Genomic DNA, 14,371 nt, shown 5'->3' with positions numbered 1-14,371 from the left:
CGGTCAGGGTCGGGGGCTGCGTCCTCAGTAAGGTGGTATAAAGGCGTTCAGCCGTCCAGGCCTGCACGTGAGAGATGATAGTCCCAAACCCGTTCAAGCACGCGCGGCTCAAGGTTCTTGGCACCAGAGAGAGTAACCTCACCAGGGGTCAGCGACCTCGGCTCACCGACAGCCAAAGATTGCATCAACACGTCGGCATTGCGGCAAAGCTGTATGCTGCGCATGACGAGTTCAGGAATGCCGCCACCAACCACGACAGCGCCGTGATTACGCAACAGGACGGCAGAGTGTGCTCTAAGTGCTGCCGCCAGCGAGGCCCCCTGCTCCGCCGTCGAGACAAGCATGTCCGTATCGCCGAATTTCGCCTGTTCGTCCCAGAAGGGCACGGTCATTCCAACCGTCGCCCCCAGATGCGTTACCGGCATCCAGGGCCTGCCAGTAACGCAGAAGGGCATGATCGAGGGCGAATGGAAATGGCAGACCGCTCGCACGTCAGGCCTGACCCGATAGATCGCGCCGTGGATGACCCGCTCCAGATACCCGCCTCGCGTGTCGGAGCCGACAATTTTCGAATCCGCGTCATAATGCTGGATATCCTCCAGCGAAACCAGTTCCGGGCTGCGAGACCGGGAAATGTGATAACCCGCCTCGGTATCCCTAATGCTCACGTGGCCGAACGCGTCCAGCACCCTTTCATGCGCCAGGATGCGATTCGCCTGCACCAGTTCCAACAATGCACCCTGATCGCTCATTCGATTGCTCATGGGGCCGCCTCACACCACGACCTTGGTCATGATGCCCGGCGTGAAGATTTCCTCCGGCGTCATGTGCCGTTCGGCAATGCCCTGCTGATAAGTATAGAGGAGCATCTGCTCGAAGGTCGGACGGTTCTTGTCGATGCCGAAGGGGAACGGATCGGCGCCGAAAAGGTCCCGCATCTTGCGGGCGTAGGTCGGCAGCCACGCTAGTGGATAACGAGAGACCGCCGGATCGAAGAGACGCTCCAGACTGCGGCGCTTCGATTCCTCGAAAGCGTTGTAAAGATTGCGCGTAACCCACTGATTCTGATCGACAATTCTCTTCTTTATGGCGATGATATGCATGATCGGCCAGACGCCGGTTGCCTTGTAATACTCTTCCTCGCGCTCGAGGAAGTCCGGGATCAGGCGCTCGACGCGCGGGTCCTCCTCCAGGAAACAGGTCGGCGGGCGTGCAATGATGGCGCAATCGATCTCGCCGAAGGCCAGCATTTCGGACAGCGACTTGTCTGCGATGCGCTCGATCGTGACACCTTCCGGCAATTTCAGGTCCACCTTTTCGATGCGGCCCGGCGCATTGGCCCCGGCCTGTACCCAATGCACATCCTGCAGCTTGACGCCTGCCTCGTTGTGCATCCAGCCGCGCATGTAGACTGCCGCCGAATGCGCCCATTCCGGCACGCCGATCCGCTTGCCCTTAAGGTCCGCCACGGTTTTGATGCCGGCCGCCTTGTTGACGTAGAAGGACGAGAAGCGGAACAGGCGCGAGCAGATCACCGGCAGGCCGATGATATCGCTGTCCGGACGGCTGACCTGCGCCATGAACTTGGCAAAGGAAAGCTCCGCGACATCCCATTCGCGGTTGAAGGTGAAGCGAGCAAAGACCTCGTGGTGCGAGAGCATCGACCAGTTATGCTCGATGCCTTCGGCGTGGACCGTGCCGAGGCGGAAATCGCGGAAATGATCGTAGTCGGTGGTGGCAATCGAAAGCTTCAAGCGGTTCATGACAATATCCGGAACTCAGCGAGTGATGACGTTGACCTTGGTGGGGTCGATGTTGACGAGAATGGGATTGCCGATCGGCGTGCGCAGGCTCGGGTGAACGCGAGCAAGGAGCCGCGTCTGGCCGACGGACACCATGTAGTCGACGCATTCGCCAAGGAAGACCTTGGTATCGACGCGGCCTTCGAGCAGATTGCCCGAAGCGCTATTCTGCTTGCCGGGCTCGATCAGGTGAACGTTTTCCGGACGGATCGCCACGGTGAGCTTGTCCTTTACATCGAGAGCCTCTTCCGAAGCCACCTCGATCGTTCCCATCGGGCTCTCAACCGCCCAGCGGCCGCTCTCGCTACCGCGGGCCGTCACCTTGCATTCCACGAAGTTCGACGAACCGATGAAGTCCGCGACAAACCGGGTCTGCGGCGCTTCGTAAATCTCGCGTGGCGAGCCGAGCTGGACGATTTGGCCGTCGTTCATGACCGCGATCTGGTGCGAAAGCGCCAGTGCCTCCTGCTGATCGTGGGTGACATAAAGCGTCGTCAGGTTCAGTTCGCGCTGCAGACGCTTCAACTCGAAACGCATCTGCTCGCGCAGCTTGGCGTCGAGGTTGGAGAGCGGCTCGTCGAGAAGCAGAAGGCGCGGTTCCATGACCAGCGCGCGGGCAAGCGCCAGGCGCTGCTGCTGTCCGCCGGAGAGGCGTGTTGCCTCACGGCCGGCATAGTTTTCCAGCGCAACGGCCTTGAGAACCCGCTCGACCTTTTCGCCGATCTGCTTCTTGGAGAAGCTGGATTTACCGACCCGCAGCGGGAAAGCGGCATTCTCGAAGACGCTCATATGCGGCCAGATGGCGTAGCTCTGGAAGACCATGCCGAAATTGCGGCGGTTGGGCGCCACAAAGACCCCCTTGCCGGCAGAGTAGACGGTCACGTCCTCGACGGAGATATTGCCCTTGATCGGCCGCTCAAGACCGGCGATCGAGCGCAACGTCGTCGTCTTGCCGCAGCCACTCGGCCCCAAAAGGGTGAAGAGCTTGCCCTGCGGCACGTCGAAGGAGATATCTTTGGCGGCGCGGACGGCCTTGCCCTTGCCGTCGGCATATTCGGTCGTCAGTCCCTGAACATTCAGCATTTCTATCTCCTCACCTCCGCCGTGCTCCCCGCCCGGCCGGCTTCATTCCCGGGACATCGCAACAGCTACGATGTCCCCGTTTCGTCATTCGTTATTTGACGGTCTTTTCGAAAGTCTCGCGCCACTGGGCGAGCTTGTCGAGCATGGCGGAGCCGTCGACGACCTTGACATTGAGATCCTTCGGCAGCGGCGCGATCTTCACATTGGTCGGCGTGAAGCCACGTTCGGCAAGAATCTTCTGGCCTTCTGTCAGCGTGAAATCCTGGAACAGGATCGCCGCATTTGGATGTTTTGCGGTCTTGGCAACGCCGAGGCCGTTGATACGGGCGACCGAAGGGCCGAGCTGCAAGACATTGATCGGCGCGCCATCCTTGTTCATCTGGTCGACCTTGTAGAGATAGGTCGTCAGCGCCAGCGGCACTTCGCCGGATGCGGTCAGGTTGGTCAGGAGCGTGTGGCCCTTGCGCAGAGAAATGCCATTGGTCTTGGCGAGCTTGGCGAAGAAGTCGATGCCCTCCTTTTCGCTCGGGAAGCTGGCATTGACGGTCGCAAGCCAGTCATAAGCCTCCGCTTCGAGACCGATCTTGCCCTTCCACTTCGGGTCGAGCAGATCATTCCAGTCCTTCGGCACGTCCTTGTCGGCGACGAGATTGGTATTATAGGCCGCGGTGATGATGTTCAGGCGGCTGCCGACCCATTCCTTGTGCTCGGGAACGGCACCCGGGAAGATATCCGGCGTGGCCGGCGATGTGATCGGCTGCAGGATCTTTTCGCGATGCAGGGCTTCGAGTTCGGGGCCATTGGTCTCGATCACATCCGCATCATAACGGTCGGCCTTGATCTCGGTGACGGCACGACGCAGCACATCTTCGGAAGAGCCGCGCCAGACGGTGACCTTGATGCCGTATTTCTTGGTGAAGGCATCGGTCATCGCGGTCACGTCTTCCACCGGCGTTGCGGTATAGAGCGTCAGTCCGCCTTCGGTTTTAGCAGCAGCTGCCAGCTTTTCCAGCCGGTCAGCGCCGCTATATTTGGAAATCTCGTCGATCGATTGAGCCGTGGCCGAACCGGCCAGCAGCGCGCCGACGGCGCTGGCGAGAGCAAGCGTCTTCAGGCTCTTCAAGGTATTGCGCATAGTATCCTCCTCCAAGAATTATGAGCGTTGTTATTGGAATGTCTTCTCGAATGTCTGCCGCCAGGCCGTCAGCTCATCCAGCATGCCGGTCGGTTCGATGACCTTGACCTCCATGCCGGCCGGGAACGGGACTTCCTTGGTGTTGGTCGGCGTGAAACAGCGGGACGCCAAAATCTTCTGCGCTTCGGTAAGTGTGAACTGCTGGTAGAGGATCGCGGCATTCGGATGCGAAGTCGTCCTGGCGATCCCGAGACCGTTGATGCGGGCGATCGACGGGCCGATGGTCAGCGCCTTCACCGGCGCGCCTTCCTTCTCCAACTGCAGCACGCGGTAAAGATAGACCTGCATCGTCAGCGGCTTTTCGCCTGACGCGGTCATGTTGGCGAGCTGCGGATGGCCCTTGTGCAGCGAGGGATGATTGGTCGTCGCCAGCTTCTTGAAGAACGCGAGGCCTTCCTCCTTTGACGGAAAGCTCTGGATCACCGTCGCCAGCCAGTCATACGCTTCGGATTCGATGCCGATCTTGCCGTTCCATTTCGGATCGAGCAGATCGTTCCATATTTTCGGCACATCCGCCGGCTTCACCGCGTCGGTATTGTAAGAGGCCGTGATGATGTTCAAACGGCTGCCGATCCACTCCTTGTGGGCGGGCACCGCGCCCGGAAAGATTTCCGGAATTACCGGAGAGTTCACAGCCTGAAGAATGTTTTCCCGGTGCAGCGCTTCGAGCTCCGGCCCGTTAGTCTCGATCACGTCGACATCATGACGGCCGGCCTTGATCTCGGCGACCGAGCGGCGCAGCACGTCTTCCGAACTGCTGCGCCAGAGCGTGACCGCAATGCCGTATTTGGCGGTAAAGGCCGATATCACTTGATTGACGTCATCTACCGGCGTCGCCGTGTAGAGCGTCAGCTTGCCTTCCTTCTTGGCGGCAGCGACCAGCTTTTCCATCCGGTCCGGGCCGCTATAGGCGGCGACGTCCGCAACAGTCTGTGCGAGCGCCGGGCCGCCGACAAGCGTTGCGACGAAGCCGAGCGCCAATGCCCTGCGGGTAATAGCTTTCAAAATATGCGATTTAATCATGCGTTCCTCCCCTTTTTGAAAGCCGGACCTCCCAATCCGGCTTAAGCTTCCTTGACTCCGAACCTCTTGCCGACCAACTGGGCGAGCATCACCACGATGAAGAGCGCGATGATCATCATCACGCCGAAGGCGGAGAGTTCGACATACTGGCCGTTCTGCCACAGCTCCCAGATGACGATCGACACCACTTCCGAACCGGGACTGTAGAGCAGCACGGAGCTGGAGAGTTCCCGGATCGAGACGACAACGATGTAAATCCAGCCCGCCAGCAGACCCGGTTTCAGCAGAGGCAGCACGATGCGGACGAAACTCTGACTCCAGGACGCGCCGCTCATCGCGGCCGATTCTTCGAGATCCTTGTGGATCTGCAGCATCGAGGTCGTGTTGTAGCGGACGCCGTAAGGCATGAAGCGCGTGACATAGGCAATGAAGATGATCCAGGTCGTGCCGTAGATGCCGATATCGAGATAAAGGTAGCAGATCATCACCGACAGGCCGAGAACGAGGCCTGGGAAGACCATCGGCAGCGAGGCGACGTTATCGAGCAACCAGCGGGCTGGCAGCTTGGTGCGGATGACAATCCAACAGATGACGGCGGTGAGCAGCATGATGGTGGTGGCGGCGCCGAGCGAGAGCAGCGCGCTGTTCCAGACCGCTTGACCGACCATCGGATAGTTGATCACCTTGGCATAGGCATCGAAGGACAGCCGGCTCAACCCCGCCCAGGACGGCACGCTGTAATACTTGTTCAGCGACGACCAGAAGAGCACGAGGAACGGCAGCACGATCACCAGGATCATATAGCAGACGATCAGGATCGCGGCCGGAATACGCCAGGGACCAAGATCGAACGGCCGCGGGCGGAAACCCTTGCCGGTGACGGTCGAATATTTGCTGCCCTGGCTCGAAAGCCTCGACTGGAAATAAATGCCAAAGGAGGCGATCAGCAGCAACGCCGCCGCATAGGCCGACGCGAGCCCGACATTGCTCGGATACTCGCGGATCGCCTCGTAGATCGCTGACGTGAAGACCTCGATGCCGACCGGCATGCCGAGCAGCGCCGGAACCTCGAAGGATTCAATCGAGCGGATGAACAGGATGAAGAAGGAGGCGATCAGCGCCGGCCAGACGAGCTTCAGCGTGATGCGGAACATGATCTGGCCGATCGACGCGCCCGACATCAGGGCGGATTCCTCCAGCGACGGATCCATGGACCGGAACGCCGCTGACATCAGCAGGAAGGCGATCGGCGAATAGTGCAGGCCTTCGACCCAGATCATGCCGCCCATCGAATAGATATCGAAGACCGGGCCAGACAGGCTGAACGTGTTCTTGAGGACGAGATTGAAGAGCCCGATCTGCGGGCTCGCCATCATGATCCAGGACACGGTGAACAGGATCGACGGGATGACCAGCGGCACGATGGAGGCCGCATAGAACATCATCTTGAACGGCGTATTCGTCCGCTCGTTGAGCCAGGCGAACAGCGTGCCGATGACCAGTGCGAGACAGGACGTGCCCGTGGCGAAGACCACCGAGTTTTTAAACAGCGGCAGAATGCTGCTTTCCGTCAGCGCCCAGACATAGTTTCCGAGCGTGAAGACGGCCGGAACGTCGCTTGCGGCAGGTGTCATGAAACTCTGCCACAGAAGGAAGCCCAACGGCACGAGCGCAAGCCAGCCGACAATCAGTACCGCACCGCCAATGATCAGCCATTCGGCCCGAATACGGCCGAAGAAGCTCGACTTTTCGACCGATTTTGCGTAACTGCTTTCCTGTAACGACATCCCGACCTCCCGAACGAACTGCTGTCGACGAGCCGGGAGTTAAACCCCGGCAGGCGACATCGCGAGGTTTTCCTTATGGTAACCTGCGATCTTCTGGTAGCTGGTGGATAGCTTCTCGAGGTCCTCGTGGCTAATCACCTTGTTGATGTCGTCGAACGGCTTGTCACCCGTCCGCTCGAAGACTTCGCGCAGGATGGCATCCGGCGGGTTCTTACGGTTGGTGAGCACGACCTGTGCGGTTGCCGGACGGCGCACCGCTTCATAGGCATGCATCGCCTTGATCGGATCACCTTCCTTGACGATGGCGTCGGTCAGCGCACGGCAATCAAGGATCGCCTGGGCGGAGCCGTTGGCGCCACGCGGATACATCGGGTGCGCGGCATCGCCGAGCAGCGTCACGCGGCCGAACGTCCACTGGTCGAGCGGGTCCTGGTCCACCATCGGATATTCGAGGATGGCGTCGGCCGCGTTGAAGAGCGCCGGGCAATCCAGCCAGTCGAACTTCCAGTTCTTGACGACATCGAAGAAGTCTTCGATGCGGCCCGGCTTGTTCCAGTCACGCTGCGACTTGTAGTTCTCGGTGGCGATATCGACGACCCAGTTGATGAGTTGGTTGCCTTCGCCGTCGATATTGTCGCGGATCGGGTAGATTAGTACCTTCGCCGTATTCAGCCAGCCGATGCGCACCATGCTGGCGCCGGTCAGGAACGGCTTCCACTTGGTGACGCCGCGCCACATGTTGATGCCCGAATAACGCGGCGGGCCTTCGTTCGGATAAAGCTGCTTGCGGATCTTCGAATGAATGCCTTCGGCGCTGACGACCATTTCGGCCTTGACCGAGGGACGCGCCGAGCCGTCGCGCGGATCGACGAAATGCAGCGTGACGAGGTCGTCGTCCTGCTCGAAGCCGGTGCACTGCCAGCCGGTCATCAGGCGATCGGCACCGCAACGCGCCTTGAATGCCTCGACCAGAACCATGTGGAGATCGCCGCGGTGGATCGAGAATTGCGGCCAATGATATCCTGCATAGCGGCCGGTCGGCTCGGTGAAGATATGTTGGCCGTAACGATTGTAGAAACCGGATTCCTTCGTGGTGATCGCCACCTTGACCAGGGCATCCTCAAGGCCGAGCCGGCATATCTCGCGTGAGGCATGCGGCAGGAGGTTGATCCCTACGCCCAGCGCCTTCAATTCCGGGGCTGCTTCGTAAACGCGCGAGGCGATTCCCTCTTCATGAAGCATGAGCGCAAGCGTCAACCCGCCAATGCCTCCACCTACAATCGTCACTTCCATTGTCTGCTCCCATCTCCCGTCGAGAATAGCTGGCACCTCCCGCCGGATACCGCCGGAAGACACTCGAAACTGGTCGGGGTTTTGGGCAAAGCTTCGCCACCACAGGAAGTACCTGCCGCGGTTAGTCCTAAAGCTATTGCAATCCTCCCGATCATCGCCATCAACAGAGCTCGAAGAAGCGCCGGTTCATTTGATGTCCGATGTATGACCATCGCTAGAGCTATTCTTGACGAATGACAAATAGTTTGATTCTTTGAAGTCATCGCGAAAACAGATCACTGAAAAGGTGATGCGCCAGTGACCGACGTTGTCGCGATTTCATGGTTCCCGGCTGTCTTGAGCCGTTCCCTTAACCCATATCGACCCCAGGGAGCGGCGCCGATGCGACGCCTTTGACGATCTTAAGATCGCCGCGAAACTGGGTTGAGGTCGGTGCGCGTGACGAGGAACAATTATATGCCCTGCGCCTGGGCGCAGGTTTGATTTTCGGGACGCTTACTCACAATCCGACAACTCGAATTGTGAAGGTCCGACGCGCCTTTCGATGACGTTGGCAGGACCGTTGAGAAGCGTTGCTAGGTTCATCAGCACGAAGAGGGCACGAACATCATCTCCCTGTCGAATGGTTGACGGAATCGATGATGATCCCACCGTGGGTGGAAATCGCTGTGAAAAGTGTGTCCTCGCGGCCATCAAGAAATGTGAAATTGAACATTGCGTGCCAGGACGGGCTATCAAGTCCGGGCCGGGCGCGCTGGAAACGGCAGCGCCTGCGGCTAGGAGCTTCTCGTCTTCAGAGACTTTCCACGATCGACTGGCTGATCCGCACGCCCGCAGTCGCGATATGATCACGCATGGCGTCCTCAGCTGCCTGCGGATCCCTCGCCGCAATCGAGGCGACGATGGCGTTATGTTGACGGACCATCTCCTCGCTCACTCCGCGGGTGAAAACACGTGTCCGCGAATTCACCCAATGCTGTTCCTTACGCACGGAATTGATGAGGCGGAATACGCCCCAAAACATTGTATTGCGAACACTTTCCGCAATCTTGGTATGGAAGGCGCTGTCCCATCGTTCGTATTCCCGTGGTGTTGCAGCTTGCGCCGCCCTGCGGACGAAAAGCTTCATCTGGTCGATGTCTTTCGGCGTCGCGCGCGTCGCGGCAAAACGGGCCAGCACCGGCTCGATCTCCAGTCTGACCTCAATGATGTCATGGGGGCTGGTCCGGTTGGTGAGCGATTTGAGGCTCGTGGACTTTGGCCCTACCTCTCGAACAAACGTTCCAAGCCCCTGCTTTCTGAAAAGCAGCCCCTCCCCTTCGAGTTCATTCAATGCCTCTCGGACGGCACGCCGCCCTACACCGAACCGATCGCTCAGTTCGCGCTCCGGCAGAAGCCGCTCCTCCCTAATGAACCGTTCGTCCGTAGCCTCGATTGCTGCACGTAGCGTATCGAGCAGACTTTGCTTGTTTCTCGTCGACACGATTATTCCTCATATTCGCGGCCACAACATGAACCATTGCGAACCATTTATCAAGATGTGCACTGCGCCATTTTTTTAGGCAGACTAATCAATTTGATTCATTATATGGCATAATTGCGGGAAATTAGCTTGACTATGCCCGTCGAATGACAAAAAAATAAGACCCGATCGCAGCAGCAGACGTAAAAGGCTCTGTGTATTTATAGAACCAATTTGAAATGGTTCATTTAAGGGGAACAAAATGGACAGACGTAATTTTATGAAACTCGCGGCCTCAGCCGCGCTTGCCTCTCCAGCCATCGGCTCGGCGCGCCTCGCCTTCGCACAATCGAAACCCGAGTCACTTGCAATGATGACCTGGGGCGGTCTGTGGGGCGATGGCATGGCCAAGAATGTCGATACGCCCTTTGCGGAAAAGACCGGCGTCAAGATCGTGCAGGATCGTGGATCCAGCCCCGTCGAGCGCATCACCAAGCTGAAGATCAGCCTCGGCAACCAGGTCTACGATCTCGTTCAGCTCCATGATGGTGTCGTCCCGCTGGCGGAGGCTCAGGGCGTTCTGGAAGAACTGGATCCGAACTCTCAGAATTTGCCTTTTCTTGCCGCCGTGCCTGACCGCTTCAAGCGCAAGGGTTGGGTGGCGATGATCTATTCCGCCCTCGGGATTGCCTACAACCCGAACCTGGTCAAAAAGCCTCCCACCAGCTTTGCGGATCTGTGGAACGAGGACTATCGGGGACAGATCGTCCTGCCGGAAATCACCCATTCGATCGGCCCCTACATCATCCCGATCGGCGCAATGGCAGCCGGCAAGGACGCCAGGGACGGCGAAGCCGGCTTCGACATGCTGGGCAAGATGGCCGCTCTCGATCCGATCTGGGCCAAAGATACGGACACCATCATGAGCGCGCTGGTCAACGAGGAAGCGGCCGTCGGCCTGCTTTACAAGTCGCAGACCTATACGGTGCGGCAGCAGGGTGGAAAGGTCGAATGGGTCTTTCCGAAGGAAGGAGCGATCTCCTACCTCTCCGGAACCGGCATTGCCAAGAATACCAAAAACAAGGCGCTGGCCGAGCAGTACGTGAACATGACGATCGACCCATCGACGCAAGGGTGGGTCGCCGAGGTGTTCAACTACGGCGGCACGCATCCCGACACGCTGGCCAAGCTGCCCGTGGAACTGCAGGAGAGAGTTCAGTTCTCGCCGGAAGAGACGGCGCGTATCGTCGACCTAGATCAGGAATTCATGTCCGCCAACCGCGGCCAATGGACTGACCGCTGGAACCGCATCGTTTCGGGCGGTTGAAGACAATGGACGGCGGCCTTATGGCCGCCGCACCAAATGGCAGGAATCCCAATCTCATGACGATTTTCAAGCTGGCTGACCGCGGAGCGTTCACCGGCATTCCTCTGACGTTCCTCAATCGATGCCGCGCATATCAATTCCCCGCGGCCGACGGTGCCGAAGGATTCGTGGTCGACGGGCAACTCGCTGAAGCCGCTGCGAGACTTGGCCTGACCGGCGAAGCTGCCGAAGGTCTGCCTGAGACAAGTACGCCTCCGCGCATCGCAATCTACGCGGGCGAGGCCGTCGGCTATCCCTACTGGGCCTATTATGCCCATTCCCTGCTCAGCCTGGGGCTGACCTTCTCGCCAATCGACGGCCGGCAGATCTTGGCCGGGGCGCTTTCGGATTACGATCTGCTCGTCATGCCCGGCGGCTTCGCTACCTGGGGCCTGGATCGCGCCGAAAACCTCGCCGGCATCGACGCGGCAATCCACGCTTTCATCTCCGCGGGCGGCGCGTTCATGGGTTCCTGTGGCGGCGGCTTCTATGCCTCGGACGGGCGGCCGGGCTGGCTGCGCGCGATCGACGCGACCCCGAATTATACGCAGGAATATCTTTCAACCGGAGCAGCGGTGCTGGGCATTTCGGTCAGCGACCCGGTTCTTGGACGCGGCCTGCCGGAGGCGATCGAACTGCCATACTATCACGGACCGGTATATTCGAATTCGGTTCGGGCTGCAGTCTCGCTCGGGCACTTCCGCAATTTCATTTCTGAAAGCCGGCTGTTCATCGACAACCCGCTTGCACCGTCACTCTTCGATCGCGAGATGAAAAACACGCCCGCCGTTCTTTCCGCCAATCTCGGACGCGGCAAGGTGATCATCTTTTCGCCGCACCCGGAAATGGGCGAGTTCCTGCGTAAGGGCATCGTGCTTGAAGCCTACGTTCGGCGGTTTCTTCCCATTCGCGGCTTCAAAGTCATGGACGAGACGCTACGCTTCTTCATGAAGGAAGACTGCGCGGGTTTCAGACTGATCTACAATGCGCTTGTCTATCTCGGTTTGTTCGAAAGGCGAGGCGATGGCGCCATCTCTGAAATGGAGAAGGTCTCGCCGCACGAACTCCTGCAGCTGCTCAACGAATTGGACGCGGCCATGATCGCCTCGTTTGTCAGGCTGGAGGCCCTGGCGTGCTCCGAGACCGAGGCAATGCACCACCTCCTCTCCGCCGAATTCGGAAGGCTGAAGCAGGAATGGCAAGACGTGCTGGCGGGCATCCGGACTGAATGTGCCGCAGGCCTCGTCGACATCCGGCTGGTCGATGGCCTTGTCGGCGTCCTGCAGGCATCCCTCCCCTCGCTCGAAGCCCCGTCGAAGCCTACCGAAACCCTGGTGTTGACCGAAATGCCGATCAGGCTCTGCGCCGCAGGACTGCGTATCATGCGGTGCGACAATGCCCTGGAGACATCCCATGAAAACCGATAGCACCACCTCGGCCGGCGCATCCGATGTACGCTTCGTCTCGGTCGAAAAGTCGTTTGAAACCGCGACCGCTCTGCACTCCCTGGACCTCGAGATCGAGCGTGGGACGCTGTTTGCGCTGCTCGGGCCGAGCGGATGCGGCAAGACAACAACCCTTCGCCTCATCGCCGGTTTCGAGCAGCCGACCAGGGGACAGGTATATATTCGCGGAAAGGATGTGACGGGCATACCGGCCTACAAGCGAAGCTTCGGCATGGTCTTTCAGAATTTCGCGCTTTTTCCGCATCTGAGCGTCACCGAAAACGTGGCATTCGGTCTGCAGATGCGCGGCATCGGAAAGGATGTCATCCGCCAGAAGGTTGCCGCCGTTCTCGACCTCGTGGCACTTGGAAAGTTTGCGGACCGCTACCCGCGCCAGCTTTCCGGCGGCCAGCAACAACGCGTCGCGCTTGCTCGTGCCGTCGTGTTCGAGCCGGACGTACTGCTGCTCGATGAACCCCTGAGCGCGCTGGACAAGATGCTTCGCGAGCAGATGCAGGTGGAAATCCGCCAGTTGCAACACCGCCTCGGCATGACCACGGTCTTCGTCACCCACGATCAGGAAGAGGCGCTGACCATGTCCGACCGGGTGGCGGTGATGAACCACGGCCGCATCCAGCAGGCCGGCACACCGAAAGACATTTACGATCGGCCGCGCACCGAATTCGTCGCGACTTTTCTCGGCGCGAGCAACATTCTCGAAGGACATGTGCGGGGCCGCGAAGGAGTTCGTGCTGTCGTGGACGTCGCCGGTAATCTCGTTCAGGTTTCCGGCACGCCCGTCAGCAAGGGGAAGCTGCGCTTCGCCTTGCGGCCGGAGAAGATCGTGCTCGATCCGCAAAGCGGCATTCGGGCGGTGGTGAAGGACGTCATCTATCGAGGCGCCCAGACCTTCCTTTACCTCGATATGGGAGGAATAGCCCTCAACGCGGTACTGCAGAACACCGCCGCGACGCCAGCCGATATAGAGACCGGCACCTCCGTGGGGCTGTCATGGGAAACGGCAAGCGCCGTCGCACTGGAGGATCCGACATGAACAGGGTCCTTCCCGCATCATCTCTGCTCTACGCTGTCGCCTTGCCACCGTTGGTGATCCTCGGCCTGTTTTTCGTTGTGCCGCTTTGCTACCTGCTGTTCGTCAGCTTCATGACGAATTCGGGAACGTCGCTCTTTGATCTCGAGCCGACGCTGATCAACTATGCCGAAATCTTCACCGACTCCTTCTACCTGCTGATCATCCGGCGGACATTGCTGTCTACGGCCATCGTCCTCATCCTCTGCCTGCTGATCGGCTATCCCGTCGCTTTCTATGCAGCCCGGTTGTCCGCCCGAGGGCGCATGATCATGCTGATGGTGATGATGGTACCGCTGATGGTCAGCAACGTGGTCCGGGCCTATGGCTGGGTCGCTATCCTGGGACGGCGCGGTTTGGTCAGCAGCTCGCTGACAGGCGTTGGCCTCATCGAACGGCCGGTGCAATATCTCTATTCCTTCGAGGCGGTAACGCTCGGACTGCTGACGATCCTTCTGCCCTTCATGATCGTCTCGCTCACCAACTCGCTGACCACCATAGACACGCGATATACCGAAGCCGCCTATTCGCTCGGCGCCAGCCCGTGGCGTGCTTTCCTGCGCGTTACCCTGCCGCTTTCCAGCCCAGGCATCGCATCCGGCCTTATGCTTGTCACCTTCCTGACGCTGAGCGCCTACGTGACCATCGCGCTCCTCGGCGGGCCACGCTACAAGCTGCTGGTAAGCTTGGTATTCGACAGCGTCACCACCTTCCGGTGGCCCCGTGCTGCGGCTCTCTCTTTTGCGCTGCTGATCATCGCCCTGATTATTGCGGTCATCATTCAGCTCGTCGTTCGACCTAATCGCGTACAGGGGAAGGGCTGAA

At 59.4% G+C, this 14,371-nt stretch carries 12 protein-coding genes; 4 read left to right on the top strand and 8 right to left on the bottom strand.

Going from position 1 to position 14,371, the window contains the following annotated elements; genetic code table 11:
- Nucleotides 1-47 precede the first annotated feature (47 nt).
- The 8 genes from QEO92_RS28680 to QEO92_RS28645 form a co-directional block, all read right to left on the bottom strand.
- On the bottom strand, nucleotides 48-752 hold the full coding sequence (locus tag QEO92_RS28680) for a class II aldolase/adducin family protein (protein WP_227705562.1): 705 nt from the start codon (nucleotides 750-752) through the stop codon (nucleotides 48-50).
- Nucleotides 753-773: 21 nt separating this feature from the next.
- Nucleotides 774-1,763: an ABC transporter substrate-binding protein gene (locus tag QEO92_RS28675; RefSeq protein WP_227705561.1), complete on the bottom strand. Its 990-nt coding sequence runs from the start codon at nucleotides 1,761-1,763 to the stop codon at nucleotides 774-776.
- A 15-nt stretch (nucleotides 1,764-1,778) separates the two neighbouring features.
- Nucleotides 1,779-2,885: an ABC transporter ATP-binding protein gene (locus tag QEO92_RS28670; RefSeq protein ID WP_227705560.1), complete on the bottom strand. Its 1,107-nt coding sequence runs from the start codon at nucleotides 2,883-2,885 to the stop codon at nucleotides 1,779-1,781.
- Between the two features lie 91 nt (nucleotides 2,886-2,976).
- Nucleotides 2,977-4,020 carry an ABC transporter substrate-binding protein gene (locus tag QEO92_RS28665; RefSeq protein WP_227705559.1) on the bottom strand — a complete coding sequence of 348 codons (1,044 nt, stop codon included), beginning with the start codon at nucleotides 4,018-4,020 and terminating at the stop codon, nucleotides 2,977-2,979.
- A gap of 30 nt (nucleotides 4,021-4,050) precedes the next feature.
- Nucleotides 4,051-5,103 (bottom strand): ABC transporter substrate-binding protein, encoded by a 1,053-nt coding sequence (locus QEO92_RS28660; RefSeq protein ID WP_227705558.1) that lies wholly within the window; start codon nucleotides 5,101-5,103, stop codon nucleotides 4,051-4,053.
- Nucleotides 5,104-5,144: 41 nt separating this feature from the next.
- A complete protein-coding gene (locus tag QEO92_RS28655; protein ID WP_227705557.1) occupies nucleotides 5,145-6,890 on the bottom strand; it encodes an ABC transporter permease in 1,746 nt (581 codons plus the stop codon).
- A 39-nt stretch (nucleotides 6,891-6,929) separates the two neighbouring features.
- Nucleotides 6,930-8,183 (bottom strand): flavin-dependent oxidoreductase, encoded by a 1,254-nt coding sequence (locus QEO92_RS28650; protein ID WP_227705556.1) that lies wholly within the window; start codon nucleotides 8,181-8,183, stop codon nucleotides 6,930-6,932.
- A 793-nt stretch (nucleotides 8,184-8,976) separates the two neighbouring features.
- Nucleotides 8,977-9,666, bottom strand: a complete 690-nt coding sequence (locus QEO92_RS28645; RefSeq protein ID WP_227705555.1) for a FadR/GntR family transcriptional regulator — start codon at nucleotides 9,664-9,666, stop codon at nucleotides 8,977-8,979.
- Nucleotides 9,667-9,907: 241 nt separating this feature from the next.
- Between QEO92_RS28645 and QEO92_RS28640 the strand changes: the two genes are divergently transcribed.
- From QEO92_RS28640 to QEO92_RS28625, 4 genes are read left to right on the top strand one after another with little or no spacing between them, the layout of a single operon-like run.
- The gene (locus QEO92_RS28640; RefSeq protein WP_227705554.1) at nucleotides 9,908-10,972 is read left to right on the top strand and encodes an ABC transporter substrate-binding protein; all 1,065 of its coding nucleotides are present in this window, start codon (nucleotides 9,908-9,910) and stop codon (nucleotides 10,970-10,972) included.
- Nucleotides 10,973-11,028: 56 nt separating this feature from the next.
- Nucleotides 11,029-12,438: a BPL-N domain-containing protein gene (locus QEO92_RS28635; RefSeq protein WP_227705553.1), complete on the top strand. Its 1,410-nt coding sequence runs from the start codon at nucleotides 11,029-11,031 to the stop codon at nucleotides 12,436-12,438.
- A complete protein-coding gene (locus QEO92_RS28630) occupies nucleotides 12,425-13,510 on the top strand; it encodes an ABC transporter ATP-binding protein (RefSeq protein ID WP_227705552.1) in 1,086 nt (361 codons plus the stop codon). Before QEO92_RS28635 ends, QEO92_RS28630 begins: the two co-directional genes overlap by 14 nt.
- Nucleotides 13,507-14,370, top strand: a complete 864-nt coding sequence (locus tag QEO92_RS28625) for an ABC transporter permease (protein WP_227705551.1) — start codon at nucleotides 13,507-13,509, stop codon at nucleotides 14,368-14,370. Before QEO92_RS28630 ends, QEO92_RS28625 begins: the two co-directional genes overlap by 4 nt.
- The last annotated feature ends 1 nt before the right edge of the window (nucleotide 14,371 follow it).

It is taken from the genome of Neorhizobium petrolearium (assembly GCF_029854435.1).
GTDB classification, from domain to species: Bacteria; Pseudomonadota; Alphaproteobacteria; order Rhizobiales; family Rhizobiaceae; genus Neorhizobium; species Neorhizobium petrolearium.
Note: the sequence above shows the minus strand (reverse complement) of the source record. Positions and strands in the feature narration are given on the sequence as shown.

Bases quoted from the DNA above. Each gene is read 5' to 3' on its own strand.
- QEO92_RS28660 (WP_227705558.1), bottom strand. From the start codon at position 5,103: ATGATTAAATCGCATATTTTGAAAGCTATTACCCGCAGGGCATTGGCG.
- QEO92_RS28670 (WP_227705560.1), bottom strand. From the start codon at position 2,885: ATGCTGAATGTTCAGGGACTGACGACCGAATATGCCGACGGCAAGGGC.
- QEO92_RS28665 (WP_227705559.1), bottom strand. From the start codon at position 4,020: ATGCGCAATACCTTGAAGAGCCTGAAGACGCTTGCTCTCGCCAGCGCC.
- QEO92_RS28680 (WP_227705562.1), bottom strand. From the start codon at position 752: ATGAGCGATCAGGGTGCATTGTTGGAACTGGTGCAGGCGAATCGCATC.
- QEO92_RS28640 (WP_227705554.1), top strand. From the start codon at position 9,908: ATGGACAGACGTAATTTTATGAAACTCGCGGCCTCAGCCGCGCTTGCC.
- QEO92_RS28635 (WP_227705553.1), top strand. From the start codon at position 11,029: ATGACGATTTTCAAGCTGGCTGACCGCGGAGCGTTCACCGGCATTCCT.
- QEO92_RS28655 (WP_227705557.1), bottom strand. From the start codon at position 6,890: ATGTCGTTACAGGAAAGCAGTTACGCAAAATCGGTCGAAAAGTCGAGC.
- QEO92_RS28650 (WP_227705556.1), bottom strand. From the start codon at position 8,183: ATGGAAGTGACGATTGTAGGTGGAGGCATTGGCGGGTTGACGCTTGCG.
- QEO92_RS28630 (WP_227705552.1), top strand. From the start codon at position 12,425: ATGAAAACCGATAGCACCACCTCGGCCGGCGCATCCGATGTACGCTTC.
- QEO92_RS28675 (WP_227705561.1), bottom strand. From the start codon at position 1,763: ATGAACCGCTTGAAGCTTTCGATTGCCACCACCGACTACGATCATTTC.
- QEO92_RS28625 (WP_227705551.1), top strand. From the start codon at position 13,507: ATGAACAGGGTCCTTCCCGCATCATCTCTGCTCTACGCTGTCGCCTTG.